Origin of the sequence: Sphingomonas sp. (assembly GCF_024508665.1) — a bacterium.
In the GTDB taxonomy this organism is placed as follows: Bacteria; Pseudomonadota; Alphaproteobacteria; order Sphingomonadales; family Sphingomonadaceae; genus Sphingomonas.
The window spans coordinates 440,233-463,456 of the sequence record NZ_JANINP010000001.1 but is presented as its reverse complement, the minus strand read 5'-3'; the positions used below and the strand labels follow the sequence as shown (position 1 = coordinate 463,456).

General features: G+C 64.0%; 23 protein-coding genes. 10 read left to right on the top strand and 13 right to left on the bottom strand.

All coding sequences use genetic code 11. The features are described from left to right. The first annotated feature begins 249 nt into the window (after window positions 1-249). Both Q0L25_RS02125 and Q0L25_RS02120 read left to right on the top strand, forming a co-directional pair. On the top strand, window positions 250-648 hold the full coding sequence (locus tag Q0L25_RS02125; RefSeq protein ID WP_296611265.1) for a cupin domain-containing protein: 399 nt from the start codon (window positions 250-252) through the stop codon (window positions 646-648). Further along, window positions 645-2,087, top strand: a complete 1,443-nt coding sequence (locus Q0L25_RS02120; protein ID WP_296611264.1) for an MFS transporter — start codon at window positions 645-647, stop codon at window positions 2,085-2,087. The genes Q0L25_RS02125 and Q0L25_RS02120 overlap by 4 nt, the downstream gene beginning before the upstream one ends. 45 nt (window positions 2,088-2,132) lie before the next feature. Here the strand turns inward: Q0L25_RS02120 and Q0L25_RS02115 are convergent, their stop codons facing one another. From Q0L25_RS02115 to eno, 3 genes are all read right to left on the bottom strand, one after another. After that, window positions 2,133-3,905: a DUF885 domain-containing protein gene (locus Q0L25_RS02115; RefSeq protein ID WP_296611263.1), complete on the bottom strand. Its 1,773-nt coding sequence runs from the start codon at window positions 3,903-3,905 to the stop codon at window positions 2,133-2,135. An 87-nt stretch (window positions 3,906-3,992) separates the two neighbouring features. Beyond that, entirely contained in the window at window positions 3,993-4,310 is a 318-nt protein-coding gene (locus Q0L25_RS02110) for a septum formation initiator family protein (protein WP_066584866.1), read from the bottom strand. 159 nt (window positions 4,311-4,469) lie between these two features. Then, complete coding sequence (gene eno / locus Q0L25_RS02105) at window positions 4,470-5,750, bottom strand: phosphopyruvate hydratase (protein ID WP_296611262.1); 1,281 nt, start codon at window positions 5,748-5,750, stop codon at window positions 4,470-4,472. 188 nt (window positions 5,751-5,938) lie between these two features. On the opposite strand from eno, the gene Q0L25_RS02100 reads away from it, so the two are divergent. The 5 genes from Q0L25_RS02100 to Q0L25_RS02080 are packed head-to-tail and all read left to right on the top strand — an operon-like array spanning window position 5,939 to window position 7,854. After that, entirely contained in the window at window positions 5,939-6,427 is a 489-nt protein-coding gene (locus tag Q0L25_RS02100; protein WP_296611261.1) for a hypothetical protein, read from the top strand. A 15-nt stretch (window positions 6,428-6,442) separates the two neighbouring features. Further along, the gene (locus Q0L25_RS02095) at window positions 6,443-6,799 is read left to right on the top strand and encodes a phage holin family protein (protein WP_296611260.1); all 357 of its coding nucleotides are present in this window, start codon (window positions 6,443-6,445) and stop codon (window positions 6,797-6,799) included. Then, window positions 6,796-7,083 (top strand): DUF3618 domain-containing protein, encoded by a 288-nt coding sequence (locus tag Q0L25_RS02090; protein WP_296611259.1) that lies wholly within the window; start codon window positions 6,796-6,798, stop codon window positions 7,081-7,083. Before Q0L25_RS02095 ends, Q0L25_RS02090 begins: the two co-directional genes overlap by 4 nt. A 32-nt stretch (window positions 7,084-7,115) precedes the next feature. Continuing rightward, a complete protein-coding gene (locus tag Q0L25_RS02085; RefSeq protein ID WP_296611258.1) occupies window positions 7,116-7,583 on the top strand; it encodes a hypothetical protein in 468 nt (155 codons plus the stop codon). A gap of 40 nt (window positions 7,584-7,623) precedes the next feature. Continuing rightward, a complete protein-coding gene (locus Q0L25_RS02080; protein ID WP_296611257.1) occupies window positions 7,624-7,854 on the top strand; it encodes a DUF4170 domain-containing protein in 231 nt (76 codons plus the stop codon). Between the two features lie 284 nt (window positions 7,855-8,138). On the opposite strand, the gene Q0L25_RS02075 is transcribed toward Q0L25_RS02080, so the two are convergent. The 5 genes from Q0L25_RS02075 to carA form a co-directional block, all read right to left on the bottom strand. After that, entirely contained in the window at window positions 8,139-8,774 is a 636-nt protein-coding gene (locus Q0L25_RS02075; RefSeq protein WP_296611256.1) for a rhomboid family intramembrane serine protease, read from the bottom strand. 5 nt (window positions 8,775-8,779) lie between these two features. Beyond that, entirely contained in the window at window positions 8,780-9,256 is a 477-nt protein-coding gene (greA, locus tag Q0L25_RS02070) for a transcription elongation factor GreA (protein ID WP_066584887.1), read from the bottom strand. 82 nt (window positions 9,257-9,338) lie between these two features. Beyond that, entirely contained in the window at window positions 9,339-12,662 is a 3,324-nt protein-coding gene (gene carB / locus Q0L25_RS02065) for a carbamoyl-phosphate synthase large subunit (protein WP_296611255.1), read from the bottom strand. Further along, on the bottom strand, window positions 12,662-12,889 hold the full coding sequence (locus tag Q0L25_RS02060) for a hypothetical protein (protein ID WP_296611254.1): 228 nt from the start codon (window positions 12,887-12,889) through the stop codon (window positions 12,662-12,664). The genes carB and Q0L25_RS02060 overlap by 1 nt, the downstream gene beginning before the upstream one ends. After that, the gene (gene carA / locus Q0L25_RS02055; protein WP_296611253.1) at window positions 12,889-14,058 is read right to left on the bottom strand and encodes a glutamine-hydrolyzing carbamoyl-phosphate synthase small subunit; all 1,170 of its coding nucleotides are present in this window, start codon (window positions 14,056-14,058) and stop codon (window positions 12,889-12,891) included. The genes Q0L25_RS02060 and carA overlap by 1 nt, the downstream gene beginning before the upstream one ends. A 156-nt stretch (window positions 14,059-14,214) precedes the next feature. On the opposite strand from carA, the gene Q0L25_RS02050 reads away from it, so the two are divergent. Further along, window positions 14,215-14,667 (top strand): GatB/YqeY domain-containing protein, encoded by a 453-nt coding sequence (locus Q0L25_RS02050; RefSeq protein ID WP_296611252.1) that lies wholly within the window; start codon window positions 14,215-14,217, stop codon window positions 14,665-14,667. A 230-nt stretch (window positions 14,668-14,897) separates the two neighbouring features. On the opposite strand, the gene Q0L25_RS02045 is transcribed toward Q0L25_RS02050, so the two are convergent. From Q0L25_RS02045 to Q0L25_RS02035, 3 genes are read right to left on the bottom strand one after another with little or no spacing between them, the layout of a single operon-like run. Then, on the bottom strand, window positions 14,898-15,524 hold the full coding sequence (locus tag Q0L25_RS02045; protein WP_296611251.1) for an ATP-dependent Clp protease proteolytic subunit: 627 nt from the start codon (window positions 15,522-15,524) through the stop codon (window positions 14,898-14,900). 42 nt (window positions 15,525-15,566) lie between these two features. Further along, window positions 15,567-15,926: a hypothetical protein gene (locus Q0L25_RS02040; protein WP_296611250.1), complete on the bottom strand. Its 360-nt coding sequence runs from the start codon at window positions 15,924-15,926 to the stop codon at window positions 15,567-15,569. After that, window positions 15,923-16,237, bottom strand: coding sequence for a helix-turn-helix transcriptional regulator (locus Q0L25_RS02035; RefSeq protein ID WP_296611249.1), 315 nt, complete (start codon window positions 16,235-16,237; stop codon window positions 15,923-15,925). The genes Q0L25_RS02040 and Q0L25_RS02035 overlap by 4 nt, the downstream gene beginning before the upstream one ends. A 107-nt stretch (window positions 16,238-16,344) precedes the next feature. On the opposite strand from Q0L25_RS02035, the gene dnaG reads away from it, so the two are divergent. Both dnaG and rpoD read left to right on the top strand, forming a co-directional pair. After that, a complete protein-coding gene (gene dnaG / locus Q0L25_RS02030) occupies window positions 16,345-18,192 on the top strand; it encodes a DNA primase (protein WP_296611248.1) in 1,848 nt (615 codons plus the stop codon). Between the two features lie 34 nt (window positions 18,193-18,226). Beyond that, window positions 18,227-20,260: an RNA polymerase sigma factor RpoD gene (rpoD, locus tag Q0L25_RS02025; RefSeq protein ID WP_296611247.1), complete on the top strand. Its 2,034-nt coding sequence runs from the start codon at window positions 18,227-18,229 to the stop codon at window positions 20,258-20,260. 149 nt (window positions 20,261-20,409) lie between these two features. Here the strand turns inward: rpoD and Q0L25_RS02020 are convergent, their stop codons facing one another. Next, entirely contained in the window at window positions 20,410-21,294 is an 885-nt protein-coding gene (locus tag Q0L25_RS02020) for a GyrI-like domain-containing protein (protein WP_296611246.1), read from the bottom strand. A 111-nt stretch (window positions 21,295-21,405) separates the two neighbouring features. Then, entirely contained in the window at window positions 21,406-23,097 is a 1,692-nt protein-coding gene (locus Q0L25_RS02015) for a M28 family peptidase (RefSeq protein WP_296611245.1), read from the bottom strand. Window positions 23,098-23,224 lie beyond the last annotated feature (127 nt).

Here is a 23,224-nt window from a genome sequence, read left to right as displayed (position 1 = left end):
TCACGCGGAGGCGCGGAGGCGCGGAGTTGGCTGGTATGGCTGCGCCAGCAGCCCTTCAACTATCGACCGCATTGGAAGGGGGCGCTTACGCGCGCTTGCTCGCTCTTTGCGCCTTCGCCCCTTCGCGCGAGCAAAATCTCCGCGCCTTCGCGCCTCCGCGTGAACCGAAAGGTCGGGTGTAACCCCACCCAGCGCAGATGCACGTTTGGGGGTTGTCCTGACCCGATTACCGGGAGCATGGGCATTGCCATGCCGCATCCGCTCGTCGCTCGCCTGGATCTCGCCCCGCATCCGGAGGGCGGGTGGTTCAGGGAAACGATGCGCGCACCCGACCCGCGCGGCGGCCGCGATCTCGCCACGGCGATCCTGTTCCTGCTCGATATGGGCGAACGCTCGCATTGGCATCGGGTCGACGCCGCCGAACTCTGGATTTGGAACGATGGCGACCCGCTCACGTTGCTGATCCATGAAAACGGTGAGACCCGCGAGCACCGCCTTGGCCCCGACAATCCGCAGATGCTCGTCCCCGCCCATGCCTGGCAGGCGGCGGAACCACGCGAGGGCTGGGCATTGGTCAGTTGCGTGGTGACGCCAGGGTTCGATTTCGCCGGATTCGAGTTGGCTGCTCCGGGATGGTCCCCAGCGTGAGCGGCGATATCGATCTCCACGACCCCGAAATCGAGCCCGCTCACAGCGACGGCGTGGCCCTGCCACGGCGTTATCTCGCGATCGGCGCCCTATGCTGCGGGACCGCGTTGATCATCATCGACGGCGGCATCGCCAATGTCGCCCTGCCCTCGATCGCGCGCGACTTGAAGGTCGATGCGAGCTCGGTCGTGGCGATCGTCACCGTCTACCAGTTGATGCTCGTCATGCTGCTCCTGCCCTTTGCCGGGCTCGGCGAACGGATCGGCCTGAAGCGCATGTACCAGGTCGGGCAGATGATCTTCACGGTCGCGACCTTGCTCTGTTTCTTCGCCAAAAGCCTGCCCTTCCTGCTCGTCGTCCGCGCTGCGCAGGCGATCGGCGCGGCGGGCGCGCTCAGCGTGTCGTCGGCGCTGATCCGCTCCACCTATCCCTCGCAGCAACTCGGCCGCGGGCTGGGAATCAATTCGGTGATCGTGTCGAGCTCGGCGGCCGCCGCGCCAACGATCGGCGGGCTGGTACTGGCGATCGCGCCATGGCCTTGGGTATTTGCCTGCGCGATCCCGTTCGCGATGCTCAGCTTGCTACTCGGCCGCGCACTGCCCGATCCGAAGCCGCGCCACGCCAATTTCGATCTGCTCGGCGCAGTGATGTGCGCGGCGATGTTCGGGCTGGTCATCGGCGGCGCGGAAAGCGCGGTGCACGGCGATAGCCCGATCGTGTCGGCCGCGATCGTCGCGACCGGCGCGCTGATCGGCTATTATTTCGTCCGGCGCGAACGGGGCGACGCCAATCCGATTCTGCCGCTCGATTTGCTCAACCGCCCGGTCATCGCGCTATCGGTAATCGGAGCCTATACCGCGTTCATAGCGTCGATGACCCTGTTGCTGTCGACGCCCTTCCGCCTGACCCAGGAGTTCGGCTTCAGCGCGGCAATGGTCGGCGCGGCGATCGCGCCTTGGCCGCTGACCAACATGATCGTGGCACCGATGGCCGGCTGGCTGTCCGATCGCATTCCCGCCGGGCTGCTCGGCGGCATCGGCATGTGCGTCAGCATCACCGCGTTGCTGTTGATCGCCTTCCTGCCTGCCCATCCCAGCTATTTCGACATCGCCTGGCGGATGGCCTTGTGCGGATCGGGGTTCGGTACCTTCATGCCGCCCAATGCGCGCCTGATCATCGGCAGCGCGCCGCGCGAGCGTGCCGCAGCGGCGGGCGGGCTGATCTCTACCGTGCGCCTGACCGGCCAGACCACGGGGGCGACCGTGGTAGCGCTTCTGTTGGCGCTGGGCGTCGGGTCGGGCCGCGTCCCTCCGCTGGTGTCGGTCGGGCTAGCCGCGGTCGCGGGCCTTTGCAGCATCGCGCGCCTGCGCCCTTCGATCCGCAACCCGACACGGACCGAAGTTCAGAGCGACGTTCCGACGCTCAAAACGACGCGGTGAGGTTTCAAAAGCCCTCTCCCGCGCGCGGGAGAGGGTTAAGCGTCTTCAAAAAACCGACTTCGCCTCAGTCCCCATCATCGCGCCGCGAACCAGCGGGATCGGAGGGCCGCCGTACGACAGGAACTGGTCGTGAAACGCCTTCCACGCTTTTCGCCCGCCGCGCGTCGCGGTCCAGTCGTCGCGCAACTTGCGGATCATCAACTTGCCGAGCGTGTAGTTGAGATAGGCCGGGTCGTATGTCCCGCGCGCCGCCTGCTGATCCGAATTGCCCTCGTCCTGATAGCATTGCTCACGGAACATCTTGTACGAATCCGCCTGGGTCATGCCGCGCGCGTGCATGCCGATCGCCGACAGGAAGCGGCAATCGCGCAGCAAGGCGTTGGACAGCTCGCCGATATGCGTCTCGGGATCGCCATTGCCGAGGCCCGCATCCCACATCATCTCTTCGGCATAATGCGCCCAGCCCTCGGCATAGGCATAGCCGACGAACAGCTGGCCGAAGAGCGACGGCGAACGGTTGGCGTGGAGGAACTGGACGAAGTGCCCCGGCATCACTTCGTGGACCGAGGTGAATAGCAGGTCCATCTTGCCGGGCACGAAGCCGAGTTGCTTGGCCTTAGGCCAGCTCGGGTCGGGCGGCGAGATGTAATAGACCGACGGAATGCCCTTATCGAACGGTCCCGGCGGATCGATATAGGCGGAATTCTGCCGGTTATAGGGCGGGCTTTCCTCGACCAGAGCCTGTTCGGTACCGGGGATCGAGACGATGTCGTGCGATACCACGAACTGGCGCAGCATCGGGATCTGCCGCCGCGCCTCGGCCACCGGATCATTGCCGGCCGGCTTGTTCGCGGACATCTTGTCCATGCACGCCTGGATCGTCTTCTTCGGCGCGTATTTGTCACAGGCTTGCTTGAGCGCTTCCTGATTCTTGGCCAGATCGGCCTTGCCCGCGGCCTCGAGCTGGTCGAGCGGGGTATCCACGCCTTCCGTTTCGGCAAGCATGCGCTGGAACTTCTCCGGTCCCAGAGCGAAGTCCTTGGTCGCGGTCTTCTTCTGGTTGCCGAGCCATTTGGCGAGGTCGCTGGTCACGATCGCTGCCGCTTCGGACGCGTCCTTCAGGTCCTTCTGCATCTTCTTGTCGTGGACGCTGGCGAACGCCTTGCGCGCGTCGCCGCGATAATAGTCCGCGAAGCCGCTGAACGCCGCCACGCCATATTTGATGAAGCTCTCGGGCATCGGCGTGCGGAGGTTGGTGCGGATATTCCACACCGCCGAGGGCACCTGGCGGAAGAACTTGATCAGCGCCTCCATCCTGACCTTCGCCGGTGCGTAAGGCCGCGCGATATAGGTGTTGGGATCAAGTCCGTTGCCGACATAATAAGCCGGATTGGTGTGCGGCTGGTCGGCATCTTCCAGCCAGAACAGTTTCCCGCGCGCGACCTGGATCAGATAATCGCGCTCGAACGCATCCTCCTTGGACAGCTTGGCCTTGTCGAACGCCTGGGCATCGGTGATCGCCTTGTGCAGGAAATCGGCCTGCGCCTTCAGCCCGGCCGGGCTCCAGTCGGGCATCACCCCGTCGAACTCATGCTTGCCCTGATAGACCGCGAAGGCGGGGTCGAGCTTGAACCACCCATCGATGAAGCCGTCACGGAAATGCGCCCATTGCGGCGACGGTGTGGTCGGCGCCGCTGCGGTCGTGTTGGCGACGGCGGTTTCGTTGACATTGGTCGCGTTGACGTTGGTGGAGTTGGTGGACGAATGACACGACGCCAGCGCGATACAGGCGACCGCGCCCAGCAGCTTGAACTTCATTGGACTCTCCGAACCTTATAGGAGGGAGTGCTGCCAGATTGCGCGGCACGACGCCAGTGCGCTTGCTTCAGATCAACGCGCGGCCGCTTATTTGAGCGGGACGACAACCTCGTTGGGATTGACCACGTTGAGCTGCTTGCGGGTCAATTCGTCCGCCATGTCCGGATCGACCTTGTTCGGGTCGAGCAACTGAACGCGATTGGCGAGCACGGTCTGCTTCTGCTTGAGCTCGGCAAGCTGCTGCTGCTTCTTGGCGAGCAGGCGCTGATAATCGCCATAGGCCAGCGCGCCGTTGCTGCCGACAATCGCATAGGTGCCGAAAAACGCCATGATCCCCAGCGCGAGCGCGGGAAAGGCGGCGCGACGAAAAACGGAACCAAAGGTGGTGCGGCGACGGGACGACATCTTGGGTTTGTCTTTTCGCGCACCGCGACTCGCGGATCAACCCCGTATTTACCATGTGCCGCCGAATCGAATCGGATTAGCGGCGAACTGAATCAAGTGCGGCAAAATGGCACCCCCTACTGTCACCTCGGGCACAAGGCCGGGGCGACGTTTAGCGGCTCACTTCCGGCGAATGACGCTCCGTCCGGCGAACACCGCGACGTCGCCCAGTTCCTCTTCGATCCGGATCAGCTGGTTGTACTTGGCCAACCGGTCCGACCGCGCCAGGCTGCCGGTCTTGATCTGTCCGCAATTGGTCGCGACCGCGAGGTCGGCGATCGTCGCATCCTCGGTCTCGCCCGAGCGGTGGGACATCACCGCGGTGTACGAGTTGCGCTGCGCCATCGACACCGCCGCCAGCGTCTCGGTCAGCGTGCCGATCTGGTTGACCTTGACCAGGATCGAATTGGCGAGCCCGCGCTCGATGCCGTCGGCCAGACGCTTGGGGTTGGTCACGAACAGGTCGTCGCCGACCAATTGGACCTTGTCGCCGACCATATCGGTCAGCGCCTTCCAGCCCTCGAAATCGTCCTCGGCCATGCCGTCCTCGATCGAGATGATCGGGTATTTGGCGACGAGGTCGGCATAATATGCCGCCATCTCGTGCGGGGTCAGCACCTTGCCCTCGGCCGAGATATGGTACTTGCCGTCCTTGAAGAATTCGGTCGAGGCCGGGTCGAGCGCCAGCATCACGTCGTCGCCGGGCTTGTACCCTGCCCCTTCGATCGCCCGCATGATGAAATCGAGCGCGTCGGTCGTGTTGGCGATATCGGGAGCGAAGCCGCCTTCGTCGCCGACGCCGGTCGACAAGCCCTTGTCGTGAAGCATCTTCTTCAAGGTGTGGAAGATTTCCGATCCGGTGCGCACCGCATCGAACAGTGACGAGGCGCCGACCGGCATGATCATGAATTCCTGGAAGTCGATCGGATTGTCGGCATGCTCGCCGCCATTGATGATGTTCATCATCGGCACCGGCAGGACATGCGCGTTGACGCCGCCGACATAGCGATAGAGCGGCAGGCCACGCGCATCGGCTGCGGCCTTGGCGGTTGCCAGGCTGACGCCCAGGATCGCGTTCGCGCCCAACCGGCCCTTGTTGGGCGTGCCGTCGAGCGCGATCATCGCGGCGTCGACCTCGGCCTGATCTTCGGCATCATAACCGAGCAGCGCCTCGGCGATCTCGCCGTTCACCGCGTCGACCGCCTTCTGGACGCCCTTGCCGGACCAGCGGCTCTTGTCGCCATCGCGCAGCTCGACCGCTTCGTGCGCGCCGGTCGAGGCGCCGGACGGCACCGCGGCGCGACCGAACGACCCGTCCTCGAGCATCACTTCGACTTCCACCGTCGGATTGCCGCGGCTGTCGATGATCTGGCGGCCGTGAATGTCGATGATTGCGGTCATGGAACGGTCTTCCTAGATTGGGGTAACAGGAATTGACTTGGGGCGTCGCGGCGGCGCTCTAACGGCTTCGCGCGCGGGCGGCAAATCGCTTATCTCGCATGACGGAACCGGCGGGCGTCGCCTTGGTTGTCGATATGGAACAGTGACTGTCGGCGCCCGTCGACAGCGAACCAGTAAGGAAGAGTATCATGGCCGATACCGCATCGAACGAGACGCCGAACGGCACCGGGACTGGCTCCGGCACATCCGGGACGACAAGCGAGAAGCCGAACGCGACCCAGGCGCTCAAGGACAATGTGATCAAGTTCGCCAACGACGCGGGCGAAAAGGCGAAAGGCTATGCCGAGGACGGCAAGAGCCGCGCCGGCACCGCCCTCGATGAACTGGCGAAGATGCTGCAGGAGGCGGCCGGAACGGTCGACGAGAAGGTCGGCGAGCAATATGGTCAATATGCCCGCTCCGCCGCCGATGCGGTCGCCAATTTCTCCGGTGCGCTCAAGGAAAAGCAGGTCGACGACATTATCGACGATGCCCGCGAGTTCGTGAAGAAGAGCCCGGCGGTGGCGATCGGCACCGCTGCCGCGATCGGCTTCGTCCTGGCGCGATTGGTCAAAGCTGGCCTCGATGGTCAGTCCGAAAAATCGTCGGACAAGCCGTCCAACGATACCAAAGCCTGATCCGAGCGGCCGCGCGTGGAGGGGGAGCCGCAGCCTGAAGAGAGCATCACGTCGCTGGTCAGCCGACTGATCGACGACGGGGAAAATTTCGTTCGGGCCGAGGTCAAACTCTATCGCGCGCGGCTTTTCGCGCGGCTGGACGAGGCGCGCAACGCGATCCTGCTCGGGATCGGCGCGCTGGTGCTTGCGCAAGCGGTATTGGTGGCCGCGCTCGTCGGGTTGCTGATGACCTTGAACTGGCTGGTCGGCCCCGGCTGGGCGACTCTGATTGTTGTCGGCGGTGGCGTACTGGTTACCGTGATGATGGGCTGGGGCGCGTGGCTGTTGATCAAGAAGGCGACCGAGATCAAGGACAAGGACGAACGGCCGTGAGCCTGATCGACGACGAACTGGCCAAGGCGGAAAGCAACTCCGTCGATGCGCGCCGTCAACTCGCCAAGACCGTCGTCGCGCTGCAATCGCGCCTGAAACCCAGCGCTCTGGCTCGGGACGCAGTCGGGGAACTGAAAGAGGTCGGTGGCGAAATGGCGCGATCCGGGATCGAGTCCGTGAAGCGCAATCCCCTGCCCGCCGTCGGCGTCGCCGCGCTGTTGACCGCATTTTTCGCGCGCAAACCGCTCGCCCGCCTGCTGCGAAGGCAACCGACCGACGCATGAAGAGTTCGACCCCATATAAGAGGGACATGGATATGACCGAGACAGCAACGCCACAGAATGCAGAAACCAAACAGACCGGCCGCGTGGAAAGTGCCTTGGCGACCGCCCGCGGTGCGACCAGCGACGCGCTTTACGAAACGCGCAAAGTCGCCGAGCGCGCCGGCAAGGCGATCGAGACCAATCCGCTGGCGGTGGTCGCCGGCGGCATTGCGATCGGTCTGGCGGCGGGTGCCCTGCTACCCAAGACCAAGCGCGAGAGCGAATTGCTCGGCCCGGTCGGCAAGCGCTTGACCGGAGTCGCGGCCGGTGCCGCCGAGGCCGCGCGCGACGCGGCCAAGGCGGAACTCGGTTCGCTGCCGCTCAGCAAGGAGGCCGCGAAAGCACAGGTTTCGAAGCTGATCGACCAAGTCGCCAAGGCAGTATCCAGCGCGGGCGAAGCGGCACTCAACGCCAGCCCCGCCGGCGTCGCGGAGATCAAGCCGGCAAAGAAGTCCAAATAGGAGCTTCAATGCCGCGATAGGCCTCGTTATGGGTGGGGCTATGAGTAAGCTCCACCTCGTATTCGGCGGCCGCGTCAAGGATCCGCAAACGCTCGACTTCGATCAGACGACGATCGAGGTCGTCGGTATCTATCCCGATTATGCTTCGGCCGAGAAAGCATGGCGCGCAGCGGCACAGCGCACGGTGGACGACGCCGAGATGAAGTTCGTGGTCGTCCACCTCCACCGCCTGCTCGAGCCCGATCCCGAACTGCAGAAGCCGCACGGCTGAGGCGAAGCGTAATGCTCCTGCTGCGCTAATCCTCCCACTAGGTAGGGCTATTGCAAATGGGACTGGCTTTGCTGTGGCGGGGATGAGGCAGGGCAAGATCAGCCCCGTCATGCCGGGCTCGTCCCGGCATCCACCGTCCCGCACACCCATCGGCCTTTGGTGAGGTGGCCCGGTGGACCCCGGGACAAGCCCGGGGTGACGCAAAGATACTGCGCGTCATCCCGCTTCACGCGACGAAGTTCCTATACCATCCCCCTGTCCTGGCGGGGGGGGGATTGGAGAAGTCACGCCTTACGGTACCGCCACAGCAGTAGCGGGCGTGCCAAAACGAGGCCGACGATGAACCCGCCGATATGAGCGCCGATCGCGACCGGCTGGCCCATCATCGTCGTGACCCCGATCAGCAGGTTGATGCCGGTCCAGGCCAGACCGAGCCATAAAGCGTGGACCAAGCCGGCCGGTAGCGGCCCCACGCCTTGTGTGCGGCTTCTGCCGTAAAGCATCGCGTACGCCGCCACGAGCGCGGAGATCGCGCCGCTCGCGCCGATCATCGGCATGACCACAGCCGGATTCTGCGCCCATTGTCCGGCCGCAGCCGCATACGCCCCGATCACATAGAGCGCCGCAACGCTGACCGATCCGAGCGCACGCTCGGCCTCGCGTCCACAATAGACCAGCATCACGATGTTGAAGAAGAGATGCATCCACCCGCCATGCAGCAAGGTGGCGCTGAGCGGAGTCAGCCAGACGGGCACGAGCCAGCCGGCATAATTGGCGATCGGCACGTCGGGCACGCGGCCGGGAATGAACCCGCCGGTCACTGCGGCGACATCGGGCGCGACGAACAAGATCGCGCACACCGACACGGCGACGGTCAGGATCGCGATCCCGTACGTCGCCGGCGCGTCGCGGAAATGCATTGGGCTTAGATGAACTCGATCTTGGAGACGACGTAATAGCGGTCGCCGGCCGGCACCGACACTTCGACCTCGTCATCGACCTTGCGACCGATCAACGCGCGGCCGAGCGGCGAGTTGTACGAGATGCGGCCGCTCTTGGCGTCCGCCTCGGTCTGGCCGACGATCTGATACTTTACCGGCTTGTCGTCGTCGTCGAGCAGCGTCACCGTCGCGCCGAACACGACCTTGTCGCCCGACAATTCCTTCGGATCGATGATCTGCGCGCGGCTGAGCTTGTCCTCGATGTCGGCGATCGACGCCTCGATCTGACCCTGACGCTCCTTGGCGGCATGATATTCGGCGTTTTCCGACAGGTCGCCGTGCGCACGGGCCTCCTCGATCGCATCGACGATCTGGGGCCGCTCGTCTTTGAGACGGCGCAGATCCGCAGTGAGCTTTTCATAGCCCTCTTGCAGCATCGGCATCTTCTCAACAGTCGCCATAACCCCTGGTCCCTCGTTCCAAATATTCATCCCCAAGCGGCCCGTTCCCGAACCGCCCGCACCTGTTTCTCTTGTGAGGGGATCAATTGTGCGAGTGCGAATGATAGGATTGCAACGGCCGAACTTCAAGGGACCGTGTTGCAAGCGCGACAATAGCCTTCGCGGCTTCGACCGAGGAAGAGGCCGTGGTGAAGTGCGGAATCTTCTGCGCGACAGCCGCTTGCCGGATCGGTTGCGAGTCCTTGAGCGACTGCCAGCCCTCGGTCGTGTTGAAGATCATGTCGATCCCGCCATCCTTGATCCGGTCGACGATATGCGGGCGGCCCTGCGCCACCTTGTTGACGCGTTCGACCGGCACGCCGTGCTCGCTGAGATAATCCGCTGTGCCGCCGGTCGCGACGACGGTGAAGCCGAAATCGGCCAGCGCGCGCGCGCCCGGCAGGATCACCGGCTTGTCGCTGTCCTTGACGCTGATGAACACCGTGCCGCTCTCCGGCAGAATGGTCCCCGCGCCGAGCTCGGCCTTGCCGAACGCCGCGGTGAAATCCTGATCGATTCCCATGACTTCTCCGGTCGACTTCATCTCCGGTGAGAGCACAGGGTCGATCCCTTGGAAGCGCGCAAACGGAAACACCGCTTCCTTGACCGCATAATAGCCGATGTCGCGATCGATCTTGGGCAAATTTGCGAGTTTTTCGCCCGCCATCACCCGGCTGGCGATCTTGGCAATCGGTGATCCGATCGCCTTGGCGACGAACGGAACCGTGCGGCTGGCACGCGGATTGACCTCGATCAGATAGACCTTGCCGTCCTTGACCGCGAACTGGATGTTCATCAGGCCGACCACGTTGAGCGCGCGCGCCAGCGCGTCGGCCTGGCGCTCGATCTCGGCGACGATCTCGTCGGGCAGCGAATAAGGCGGGATCGAACAGGCGCTGTCGCCCGAATGGACCCCGGCTTCCTCGATATGCTGGAGCACGCCCGCGACCACGACATCGGTCCCGTCGCTGATCGCGTCGACGTCGACCTCGATCGCGTCGCGCAGATATTGATCGATCAGAACCGGCGAATCGCCCGACACCTGGACCGCGGTCTGGATGTAATCGTCGAGCTGCTGGGTGCCGTCGACAATCTCCATCGCGCGGCCGCCGAGCACATAGCTCGGGCGCATGAGCACCGGATAACCGATCCGCTCGGCGACGGCGACCGCCTCGTCGCGGCTGCGCGCGATGCCGTTGGCGGGCTGGTGCAGCTTGAGCTTGTTGACCAAAGCGGCAAAGCGCTCGCGGTCCTCGGCCAGGTCGATCGCGTCGGGGCTGGTGCCGAGGATCGGGATGCCGGCCTTTTCGAGCGCGCGCGCCAGGTTGAGCGGGGTCTGGCCGCCGAACTGGACGATCACGCCGACCAGTTCGCCCGCCTGCTGCTCGGTGTGCAGGATCTCGAGCACGTCCTCGGCGGTCAGCGGCTCGAAATAGAGCCGATCCGAGGTGTCGTAGTCGGTCGACACCGTCTCCGGGTTGCAATTGATCATGATCGTCTCGAACCCGGCGTCCGCCAGCGCGAAACAGGCGTGGCAGCAGCAATAATCGAACTCGATCCCCTGCCCGATCCGGTTGGGGCCGCCGCCCAGGATGACGATCTTGCGCCGCGTCGACGGCTGACTCTCGTCCTCGGGCGCGCCGAAGCTCGGTGCTTCGTAGGTCGAGTACATATAGGGCGTCTTGGCGTCGAACTCGGCGGCGCAGGTGTCGATCCGCTTGAACACCGGCCGCACGCCGAGCTTGTGGCGCAGCGCGCGGACTTCGTCCTCATTGACCCCGCCGGCCATCGCCTTGACCGCTTCGTGGATCAAGCCGCTGCGCGCCGGGAAGCGGTCGCGCAAGCCGACCGACTGCACCGCGAGATAGGCCAGGCGCTTGTCGCTGAACCCCATCGATTTGAGGCGGCGCATGCCCGCGGCGTCCTGCGGCAGGCCGTTGGCGATCACTTCGTTCTCGGCGGCGATGATTTCCTCGATCCGTTCGAGGAACCAGGGATCGTACTTCGCGATCGCGTGGACTTCGGCGACGGTGAAACCCTCGCGCAACGCCTGCGCCGCGACCAGCAGACGATCGGGCGTGGCGGTGGCCAGGGCTGCCTCGATCTCATCGCGCGGCGCGCCGATCAGCCGGTCGACGGTATTGAAGCCGGACAGGCCAGTCTCCAACCCGCGCAGTGCCTTCTGCATCGATTCGTGGATGTTGCGACCGATCGCCATCACTTCGCCGACCGACTTCATCGCGGTCGACAGCACGGCTTCGGCGCCCTTGAACTTCTCGAAGGCGAAACGCGGGATCTTGGTGACGACGTAATCGATCGTCGGCTCGAACGACGCCGGGGTCGCGCCGGTAATGTCGTTCTCGATCTCGTCGAGCGTGTAGCCGACCGCCAGCTTGGCTGCGACCTTGGCGATCGGGAAACCGGTCGCCTTCGACGCCAGCGCCGAGGAGCGCGACACGCGCGGGTTCATCTCGATGACGACGAGGCGGCCGTCCTTCGGATTGACTGCGAACTGTACGTTCGAACCGCCTGTTTCCACACCAATTTCACGCAGCGTCGCGATCGACGCGTTGCGCATGATCTGATATTCCTTGTCGGTCAGCGTCAGCGCCGGCGCGACGGTGATCGAATCGCCGGTGTGGACGCCCATCGGATCGACATTTTCGATCGAGCAGACGATGATGGCATTGTCCTTGCGGTCGCGAACGACCTCCATCTCATATTCTTTCCAGCCGAGCAGCGATTCCTCGATCAGCACCTCGGTCGTCGGGCTGGCGTCGAGCCCCTTGCGGACGATGTCGATGAACTCGTCCTTGTTGTACGCGACGCCGCCGCCGGTCCCGCCGAGCGTGAAGCTCGGGCGGATGATCGCCGGCAGACCGACCTTCTCCAGCCCCTCCAGCGCCTCGGCCTCCGAATGCGCGATTGCCGAGCGCGCGCTTTCGAGCCCGATCTTGGTCATCGCATCCTTGAACTTCAGCCGATCCTCGGCCTTGTCGATCGCCTCGGCATCGGCGCCGATCATGATGCAGCCGAACTTCTCCAGCGTGCCGTCCTGCGCGAGCGCCAGCGCGGTGTTGAGCGCGGTCTGCCCGCCCATCGTCGGCAGGACGGCGTCGGGCCGCTCCTTCTCGATGATCTTGGCGACGACGCCGGGCGTGATCGGCTCGACATAGGTGGCGTCGGCGAGTTCGGGATCGGTCATGATCGTCGCCGGGTTCGAATTGACCAGGACGATGCGATAGCCCTCTTCCTTGAGCGCTTTGATCGCCTGCGTGCCCGAATAATCGAACTCGCAGGCCTGGCCGATGACGATCGGCCCGGCGCCGATGACGAGGATCGAGGAGATGTCGGTGCGTTTGGGCATTAGAAGTGTTCGTGTCCTAGTTCGACGATCCGTTCGAAAGCCGCCTTATCAAGGCGAATGGTCTGCGAGAGCTTTCGCGGCACCTCTCGCGTTTCTCGGCCGTAAGTGTCTATCTGGATGAATTTTTCCAGCCCACAATCGACTAACCTCACGATCGCCAATTCGACTTCGTCATGCGGGCGGGCGTCATCTGCGCGCTCGACTTCAAATTTGCGCACAGTCGCCATCAGCTGACTCCCAACCCACCAACAAACCGCTCAAACAGATAGAAACTGTCCTGCGGACCCGGGCTCGCCTCGGGGTGATATTGCACGCTGAATGCGGGCCGATCGGTCAGCTCCAGCCCAGCGTTCGAGCCGTCGAACAGCGACACGTGCGTCTCGCGGGCATTGGCCGGCAGGCTGTCGCGTTCGACCGCGAAGCCGTGGTTCATGCTTGTGATCTCGACTGCGCCGTCGGACAGGCGCTTGACCGGATGGTTGGCGCCGCGATGGCCCTGGAACATCTTGGTCGTCTGCGCGCCTACCGCCAGCCCGAGCAGCTGGTGGCCGAGGCAGATGCCAAACAGCGGGATGTTGGTTTCGAGCAATTGCTGGATGACCGGCACGGCGTACTCGCCGGTGGCGGCGGGATCGCCCGGGCCGTTCGACAGGAAGATGCCATCGGGCTTGAGCGCCATCACCTGATCGAAGGTCGCGGTGGCGGGGACCACGCTGACCTTGGCGCCGGCCTTCACCAGGTTGCGGAAGATGTTGCGCTTGGAGCCGTAATCGATCGCGACGACGTGCGGTCGGTGATCCTCGCGCCCTTCAGCGCCATAGCCGAAGCCAAGCCGCCAGACGCCGCCTTCCCAGCCATAATCCATCTCGGTGGTGACCGCGATCGCCAGGTCCATGCCTTCCAGGCCCGGCCAGGCGCGCGCCATGTCGAGCAGGAGTGGCACGTCGAACTTGCCGTCGGCGGCATGGGCAATGACGCCGTTGGGCGCGCCGCCGGTGCGGATCCGCTTGGTCAGCGCGCGCGTGTCGATGCCCGCCAGGCCGACCCGCGCATGGCGCTTCATCCAGTCGTCCAGCCTCTCGACCGAGCGGAAGTTCGACGGCTCGGTCACGTCCTCGCGCACGATCATGCCAAGCGCGTGCGGATTGTCCGCTTCGATATCGTCGGGATTGGCGCCGACATTGCCGATATGCGGGAAAGTGAAGGTGATGATCTGACCGGCGAAGCTCGGGTCGGTCATGATCTCCTGGTACCCGGTCATTGCGGTGTGAAAGCAGACCTCACCGACCGCTTGGCCCTCGGCCCCGAATCCCCTGCCCCACAAAACGTCTCCCGATGCCAATACGAGGCATCCGGTCGCCCCTTCGGGCACGGCAAAAGGCTTGGCGTCGGCCATTGTCGGCGGGCACTCCATATGGTTTGGGCAGCGATGTCGCTAAGGCTCGGCGCCTAGACCCCTACCCCCCTCGCGTCAACGCCCTTTGGTCGGCTCATGCCGACTTGCGGCACCGGCCCGCTTCCGGTTCGCGAGAACCGGACTATAAGGCGCCGAATGATAAGAGACGACATCAAGAACGCCCTCGTCACCGCCATGAAAGGCGGAGACAAGCAGAGCACCGCCGCGATCCGCCTGATCCAGAGCGCGATCAAGAACCGCGACATCGAGGAGCGCACAAAATCCCAGCCGACCGAGGACGACGTGCTCGTCACCGAAGTGCTGCAGAAAATGGTCAAGCAGCGCCGCGAATCGATCGAGATGTACGTGAAGGGCGGCCGCCAGGAACTCGCCGATGTCGAGCAAGGCGAGATCGACGTGATCGAGCGATTCTTGCCGGCGCAGATGAGCGACGCAGAAACCAGCGCGGCGATCGAGGCGATCAAGGCCGAGCTGGGTGCGTCGGGGATGAAAGACATGGGCCGCGTGATGGCGGAACTGAAGGCCCGCCACGCGCAGAATCTGGACATGTCGAAGGCCAGCGGGCTGGTGAAGGCGGCGCTTTCGTAGACTCCCAAATTGAACACTGGGACGAAAATAGCAACAAGCCGTTGATCTTTGAGCGGACTATTTCCAAGCTCGTCATCCCCGCGAAAGCGGGGACCCATCTCCGAGAGAAGTCACGCACACCACAGCTGTTCGGAAAGCCGGAACGAGCAGGAGATGGGTCCCCGCCTTCGCGGGGATGACGACAGGGAGATCAGTCTCCATCCAACGGGACCGCACACAAACCCCGCGCTTCAGCCACTTCCATCGCCCCCCATCGTCCCAACCTCCCGCTCCGTCAGGATGCGGTCGATCAGTCCCCATTGCATCGCCTCCTCCGCCGTCATGAAGCGGTCGCGATCCATCGCGCGCTCGAACTCCTCAACGGTCCGCCCGCAATGCTCGGCATAGAGCCGTGTCATGCGCTGCTTAGTGCGTAGGATTTCCTCGGCGTGGATGAGCATGTCCGACGCCTGCCCCTGATAACCGCCCGACGGCTGGTGGATGAGGATACTGGCGTTGGGCAAGGCCGCGCGTTCGCCGGGTGCGCCCGCCATCAGCAGGAACGAGCCCATCGATCGCGCCGTTCCCATGCAGAGCGTGTGAACCGGTGCGCGAATATATTGCATGGTGTCGTACATCGCGAGGCCGCTGGTCACGACACCGCCGGGCGAATTGATGTAAAGCTGGATCGGCTTCCGAGGATTTTCGGCCTCCAGGAACAGCAATTGCGCACAGACCAGCGCGGCCACGGCGTCGTTCACTTCTCCGTTGAGGAAAATGATCCGCTCGCGCAGCAGGCGCGAAAAGATGTCGAACGAGCGTTCACCGCGGCTGGATTGCTCGATGACCATGGGGACGAGTTGCATCACTTCGCGCATCGGCGAACTCCTAGGTGCTGAATTCTGCGGTGAGTCGCGGCGTCAGGCGGCGAGCATCATCCAGGGACCGTTATTGTTCGCCGCCGGCACCTTCCGTGGCGCCACCCGCTTGTCCGACAGGCCGTGAACAACCCTGAGGATCGCGCCGCCGTCCGCTCCGGGCCTTACCTGGAAGGTAACCACGCTTTCGAGGAACGGTGGTTCGCCATCGCGCATTGTATAGCAGATCTCCTTGCCGGGCTCGGTGGAGACCGGATCGGCATCGGCCAGATCCTCTGCCGGCAGCCATTTGTCGCGAAAGCCAGGGACGCTGATCGCGCGCCAGACCTTTTCGGGCGAGGCATCGAGCTCATATTCGAACACCAGATCCGTGGCCTGCTTTTCGGTCTCGGTAACGCTCATGGCTCCATGTCCTTCAGCAAGATTTTCAACGCATCGATCCGCGCCGGCCAGTAGGCGCGGTACTTGGTCAACCATGTGGCGATGAGCGCCAGCCCCTCCGGGTCGACCTCGTAGTTCACGAAACGCCCCTGCCGCTCTTCGCGGACGAGCCGTGCGGAGCGCAGCACGGCGAGGTGCTGCGACATTGCCGGCTGGCTGATCTTCATGCCGTCGCGCAAGGCGCTGGCGTTCATGCTCCCGCCCGCCAGCTTCTCGAATATCGCGCGGCGGGTCGGGTCGGCCAGAGCCTTGAACAACTCGTTCTCCATCATGCCGACAGATAAGCGCATACTTATCTGATTCGCAATGGCGAAATAGAGGCTCGGCGTCGGTTGCCAAACGCTACGGCCATGCGGCATGAGCGTGCTATAATGCGCCGGTGAGTCTCACCCCCGCCTTTCTCGACGAACTCCGTGCGCGGACCTTGCTGTCCGCGCTGATCGGCAAGACCGTCAAGCTGACCAAGGCGGGCCGCGAGTTCAAAGGCTGCTGCCCGTTCCATAACGAGAAGACGCCGAGCTTCTACGTCAACGACGACAAGAGCTTCTATCACTGCTTCGGCTGTTCGGCGCATGGCGATGCGATCCGCTGGATGACCGAGCAACGGGGCCTGCCGTTCATCGACGCGGTCAAGGAGCTCGCCCAGGCGGCCGGCATGGAGATGCCCGCGCAGGACCGCCAGTCGGTCGAGCGGGCCGAGCGCGCCAAGGGCCTGCACGATCTGATGGCCGATGCCGCGCAATTCTTCACCGACCAATTGAACGGCATCGCCGGTGCCGAGGCGCGGGCGCTGTTGGAGCGGCGCGGCATCAAGGCGGAGACCGCGCGCACCTTCGGGATGGGCTATTCGCCGGATTCGCGTGGCAAGCTGCGCGAAGCGCTCAAAAGCTATGGCGATCCCGCGCTGATCGAAGCGGGCATGCTGATCAAGGTCGACGACAAGGATCCGTACGACCGGTTCCGCGGGCGGCTGATGATCCCGATCCGCGACGCGCGCGGGCGCGTGATCGCGTTCGGCGGGCGCGTGATCGGTCAGGGCGAGCCCAAATATCTCAACTCCCCCGACACGCCGCTCTTCGACAAGGGCCGTACACTCTACAATCTCGATCGCGCGGCGCCCGCCAGCCGCAAGTCCGGCCGCGTCATTGTGGTCGAAGGCTATATGGACGTGATCGCGCTGGCCCAAGCCGGGTTCGGCGAGGCGGTGGCGCCGCTCGGTACCGCATTGACCGAGCATCAGCTCGAGCGGCTGTGGCGGCTTAGTGACGTGCCGATTCTCTGTTTCGACGGCGACGCGGCGGGACAGAAAGCGGCGATTCGCGCGGCATTGCGCGCGCTGCCCGGTCTCGCGCCCGGACGCAGCCTGCGCTTCGTGACCTTGCCCGAGGGACAGGACCCGGACGATCTCGTCCGCGCCCGCGGCCCCTCCGCGTTCGACGCGTTGCTCGAAAAGCCCGAATCTTTGGTCGACCGGCTTTGGGCGCACGAATATGCCGCCGAACCGCTCGACACGCCCGAGCAGCGAGCCGGGCTCAAGCGCCGGCTGATGACCCATGCCGAGGCGATCGCCGATCCCGACGTGCGCCACGAATATCAGGCCGAGTTCCGCCGCCGCATCGACGACCTGTTCGCGCGTCCGAAGCGCGATTTCACCCCGCGCCAATTCACCCCGCGCCGGCCGGGCACCAAATGGACGCCCCCTCTCCCGCCCGTCACCGCCGAGGCCAAGGCTGTGCGTGCCGCCGGGATCGACCGCTTGCTGGCCAAGGCGGTCTTGGCTGGCCTGATCCGCCATCCCACCGAAATCGCGCGCCATATGGAAGTGCTCGGCAGCCTCAAACTGGTTGACGGCGCGCTGGGCCGATTGTTCGAGGCCGTGGTCGATCTGGCGCTCGAGGACCGGGCGCTTGATAGCCAGCGCCTGATCACCATATTGGGCTCATCAGGACTTGGTCAGATAACAACCGATCTGCTGAGAGCCGATGCCACACCCTATTCCTTTACCCAGGATGGTGCAGAGCCCGAGCGGGCCAGCGCCGACCTGGACGAAGCGATCGCGATCATGGTGGCGCGGCCCGAAGTCGATGCGGCGCTGGCGCAGGCGACATCCGAACTGGAAATGTCCGCGTCGGATGAAGCTTTCCAACGGCAAATGGAACTGTTGCGCGAGCAACGAGCTTTGGAACTGCGGCTTGCAAATCTGATACAAGCGAACAATGACGCGTAAAATTACGCACAGCGCGTAAAACCGAGGGCAATTGATGGTGAAGACGACTATGGCGGAAGCGGCAGAACCGGCTGAGACGGGCGACGCTCCGCTGATCGATCTCAACGACGCGGATATCAAGAAGCTGGTCGCTCGCGCCAAGAAGCGCGGGTACATCACCGTCGATCAGCTCAACGAGATGCTGCCGCAGGACCAGATGTCGTCCGAGCAGATCGAGGACGTCATGTCCGCGCTCAACGAAATGGGCGTGAACGTCGTCGAGAACGAGGAAGGCGGCGAGGACGGCGAGGACCAGAAGGATGAGGACGAGGATATCGATCCCGTCGATTCGTCCGAGGAGAATGCGCCCGCGCTCGAAACCAAGAAGAAGGAAACGGTCGACCGCACCGACGATCCGGTGCGCATGTATCTGCGCGAGATGGGCGCGGTCGAGTTGCTCAGCCGCGAGGGCGAGATCGCGATTGCCAAGCGGATCGAGGCCGGCCGCGACACGATGATTCTGGGCCTGTGCGAATCGCCGATCACCTTCAACGCAATCATCGACTGGTCGACCGCGCTCAACGAAGGCACGATGCAGCTGCGCGAGATCCTCGATCTCGACGCGATGCTGTCCAAGGGTCCGTCGGCCGAGCAGGTCGAGGGTGCCGAGGACGACGATTCGGGCGAGATCAGCGAAAAGACCGCCGGCGCCAGCTTCAAAGAAGAGGAAGAAGTCGAGGAGGTCCAGTCGGCCGACGAGGACGAGGACGACATGACCGAGCGTCGTGCGCCGCGCATCTCGGACGACGAGGAAGAGGACAACACGCTCAGCCTCGCGCAGATGGAAGAGCAGCTCAAGCCGATGGCGCTCGAGCGGTTCGCCAACATCACCTCGATCTACAAGAAATTCTCCAAGATGCAGGGGCAGCGCCTCGACGCGATGGGCGCCGGTGGCGAACTGTCGGCGGCCGAGGAGCGCAAGTACCAGAAACTGCGCGAAGACCTCACCGCCGAGGTCGAGAGCGTTCAGTTCCACCAGGCGAAGATCGAATATCTCGTCGATCAGCTGTACAGCTTCAACCGGCGCCTGACCGCTTTGGGCGGACAGATGCTGCGCCTGGCCGAGCGCCACAAGGTGAGCCGCGCCGACTTCCTCAACCGCTATCAGGGTCACGAACTCGACGATTCCTGGCTGGCGACGGTCGGCGGCATCGACAAGAAATGGACTGCTTTCGTGGCCAACGAAGCGGGCGCGGTCGACCGCATCCGCGGCGAGATTTCGGAAATCTCGCAGCAGACCGGCATGGCGCTCCCCGAATTCCGCCGTATCGTCAACATGGTGCAGAAGGGTGAGCGCGAGGCGCGCATCGCCAAGAAGGAGATGGTCGAGGCTAACTTGCGCCTCGTGATCTCGATCGCCAAGAAATACACCAATCGCGGGCTGCAGTTCCTCGACCTCATCCAGGAAGGCAATATCGGCCTGATGAAGGCGGTCGATAAGTTCGAATATCGCCGGGGCTACAAATTCTCGACCTATGCGACCTGGTGGATTCGTCAGGCGATCACGCGTTCGATCGCCGATCAGGCGCGGACCATCCGCATCCCGGTCCATATGATCGAGACGATCAACAAGCTGGTGCGGACCAGCCGCCAGTTCCTGCACGAGCAAGGCCGCGAGCCGACACCCGAGGAAATGGCCGAGCGCCTGTCGATGCCGCTCGAAAAGGTCCGCAAGGTGATGAAGATCGCCAAGGAGCCGATCTCTCTCGAAACGCCGATCGGCGATGAGGAGGATTCGCATCTGGGTGATTTCATCGAGGACAAGACTGCGGTCATTCCGGTCGACGCCGCAATCCAGGCCAACCTCAAGGAAACGGTCACTCGCGTACTGGCGAGCCTCACCCCGCGCGAGGAACGCGTGCTGCGCATGCGCTTCGGCATCGGGATGAACACCGACCACACGCTGGAAGAAGTCGGACAGCAGTTCAGCGTGACTCGCGAACGCATCCGCCAGATCGAGGCGAAGGCGCTGAGGAAGCTCAAGCACCCGAGCCGCAGCCGGAAGATGCGGAGCTTCTTGGACCAGTGAACTCAACCCCTCTCCCGCTTGCGGGAGAGGGAGGGACCCGCCGCGCAGCGGTGGGAGGGTGAGGGTCTCCTTTCTTCTGCTTCCACAAACGCTTGGAAGAAGAAAGAAGACCCTCACCCAACCCTCTCCCGTAAACGGGAGAGGGCTATCTATTTCAACGGCAGGAACAATTCCGCGACCGCATCGTGGACTGGCGCATCGGGGGCAAAGGTCAGATACCGCCGGCAATAGATCGGAAAATCCCGCACCTCCTCGCCGCTGGCTGGCAGCCAATCGCGATACAGAAAGAGCGCGGCGGGCTCCATATTGTTGGTGGCGCCGACGACGCGCAGTACCGCGCAGCGGCCGCCGGGGATCACCCCGGCCTTCATCCCCTCTTCGTTCGGTTCGACCGGCTGGTCGGTGCCAACGCACAGATCCATGGCATAATCAGCCGCGACCGCAGGCGTCCGCTCGGACCGGAAGACGTTGATCGTCGGGCTGGTTGCGGGTGACAGGCCGGCGGCCTTGCGCCAGGCGATGAACCGCTGGATCGTGTCGCCCAAAGTCGCCCGGTCGCCGCGGTGCTCCATGATCGCCACCGGTATCAGCGGCATATCCCGGATCGTCACGTCTTCATGGGTAAAGCTATGTTGCATGAGCTTGCTCCTCGCATTGTCGAGAGGCCCGAAGGCCGCAAGCCACGGTTCCCAGTCGGGAGATTTCCGGAACGATGACGGCGATTGCCCGAACCGTTGCCGAAAGGCGCGGGCAAAGGCATCGGGTGCGTCGTAACCGGCGTCCATCGCGATGTCCGTGACGCTGTCCGCGCCGCAATGGGCGAGCTGGTGCGATGCCCGCTTCATCCGGGCAAGCTGGACATAGCGGTGCAGGGACAGTTCGAACGTCGCCATGAACTGACGATGGAAATGGAATTTCGAGAAAGCGGCGACGCGGCTCACCGTTTCCAGATCGAGATCGCCGTCGAGATGCTGGTCGATATAGTCCAGCACCCGCTGCATCCGGTCCTGATAGTTTCGAAGCGCCGCCTTCATCCTTCTTCCTCCGTGGCGGCACCAGATAGTCGTTCACGGTGACGGCTTGCTCGACCGATCTTGCGGTTTGGGACGAGTGGGCGGCGTCATGCGAAGCCCTGCTTTGCCGCCCTATTTCTTCGCGTCGCTGTAGACCGCGACGCTCGGCGCAATTGGATCCAGCAGGATCCACAGAGCAAGCCCAGTCGCAACAATCAGCAATGCCGCCGCCACAGTCAGCGCGCGTCGCGGTTCGGGCATCAGCGGCAGAATCAGCACCGCGCTGATCGCTAGCGGAAGCGTGGCTACCATCGGCATACCGGGTCCCACCGCCTGCATCAGGAAGAAGCCGAAGCCGAGCATATAGCCGACGCCCAGCACCGCCGCGACGATGGTCGCCGCGATCCCAACACTCCTGCCTGCATAGCGATCGGCCAAGAGGGCCATACCCCCAAGCATCAACGGCACAGCGAGCGGATAGGATGCGGTCGGCGCCACTGCCTGCATGATTGCACCCAGCACCAGCAATGGGATCGCGGCGCCGGCGGTGCTGCCAACTCGCGACGGCAACCAATGGCGGATCGTCAGAAATGCGGCGAGACAGACGAGCAATGCCTGAACCTGAAGCAGTGGAATCGCCGCGAGCCTGTCGTAATAATTGACCTTGCCCCACGCGCCCGAGATGCCGTTGACGATGTAGAGCCCTGCCGCAGCGACAATGATCAGCGCGAGCAGCATGGCCGCTCCCTTCGCGACCTCGTCCACCGTCGCGCGCCGCCACGCCGCGGCGCCATATCCGACCGCCCCGATCACCAGGAACACCCAGCCCAGCGCCGCCGGATAACTGACGAAGAACAGGCCGTAAGCGTCGAAAAAGGTGCGATCGGCGGCCCTGCCCGGCAAAGCCGGCGCGTCGGCCAGCGCACGCGTCAAATCGAGCGTCTGACGCCCCATATCCTGCAACGCGCCTTGGTCGAGTGCATCGGGAGTCGCCAGCGGCGAATGGTAGAGGCCCGGGCGGCCGATGAACGCGAAGTTGAATCCGGGATAGCCGGTTTGCTTGGCTACCGTCAGGTCGGTGGAATTTGGCAGCTTCTTGTAGATGAACACGCTGAGGGAAGTGGAAACCGGCCGGCGCACGGCCCGGCCGAACAGGTCCATCATCGCGCCGTTATCGCCGCCGGTCTCGAACATCGTTGCCCGTCCGCCGCCACCGCGCGTCTCCAGATTGACGATCACACCGACGTGCAGGCGGCGAGGATCGCCGGCGAAGAATGATTTCGCTCCCTCCAGTCCCAGTTCCTCGCCATCGGTAAACAGGACCATCACGTCGCGGCGTGGCTGAGCGCCCGCCTTGATCGCGCGGATCGTCTCCAGGACCGATGCCACGCCCGCGCCGTCGTCGGCCGCGGCCGGCGACCCCCACACGCTGTCGTGATGCGCCATCAGCAAGACGGCCGGTTGCCTGCGATCGCGGCCGGGCAGGATCGCGACGATATTGGTGAGCGGGGGCGCCGGCGCGACTGCCTTGCGCCACCCATCCAGGCGATTTTTGGCCTGCGGGCTCATCGTGCCCGTAGCGGTGGCGACTTCCAGACCCATGCTCTTGAGACGTGTGATCAGATAGTCGCGCAGCTGCGCATCCTCGGCGCTGCCAGTCGGATGCGGCGCGCGGCCGATCACGCGGACGTCCGCCATCGCGCGACTCGCCGAGAATGCTGTGGCGGGAGCATCGGCCGACATCGGACCCGGCGGCGTCGTCGCGACGATCGCGAAGATTACCGCACCGGCCAGAGCAATCAGCGCTCCCCACCATCTCGTCATGGCGTTCCTCCCCCGTCTGACGCCAAGTTGCTACAGGCGACCGCCGGGACCGGCAAGAACATGCTGCCCACCGCACGCTGCGCCGAAACGCCTCACTTCTGCGGCGGTTGCGACATACTTAAGGGCC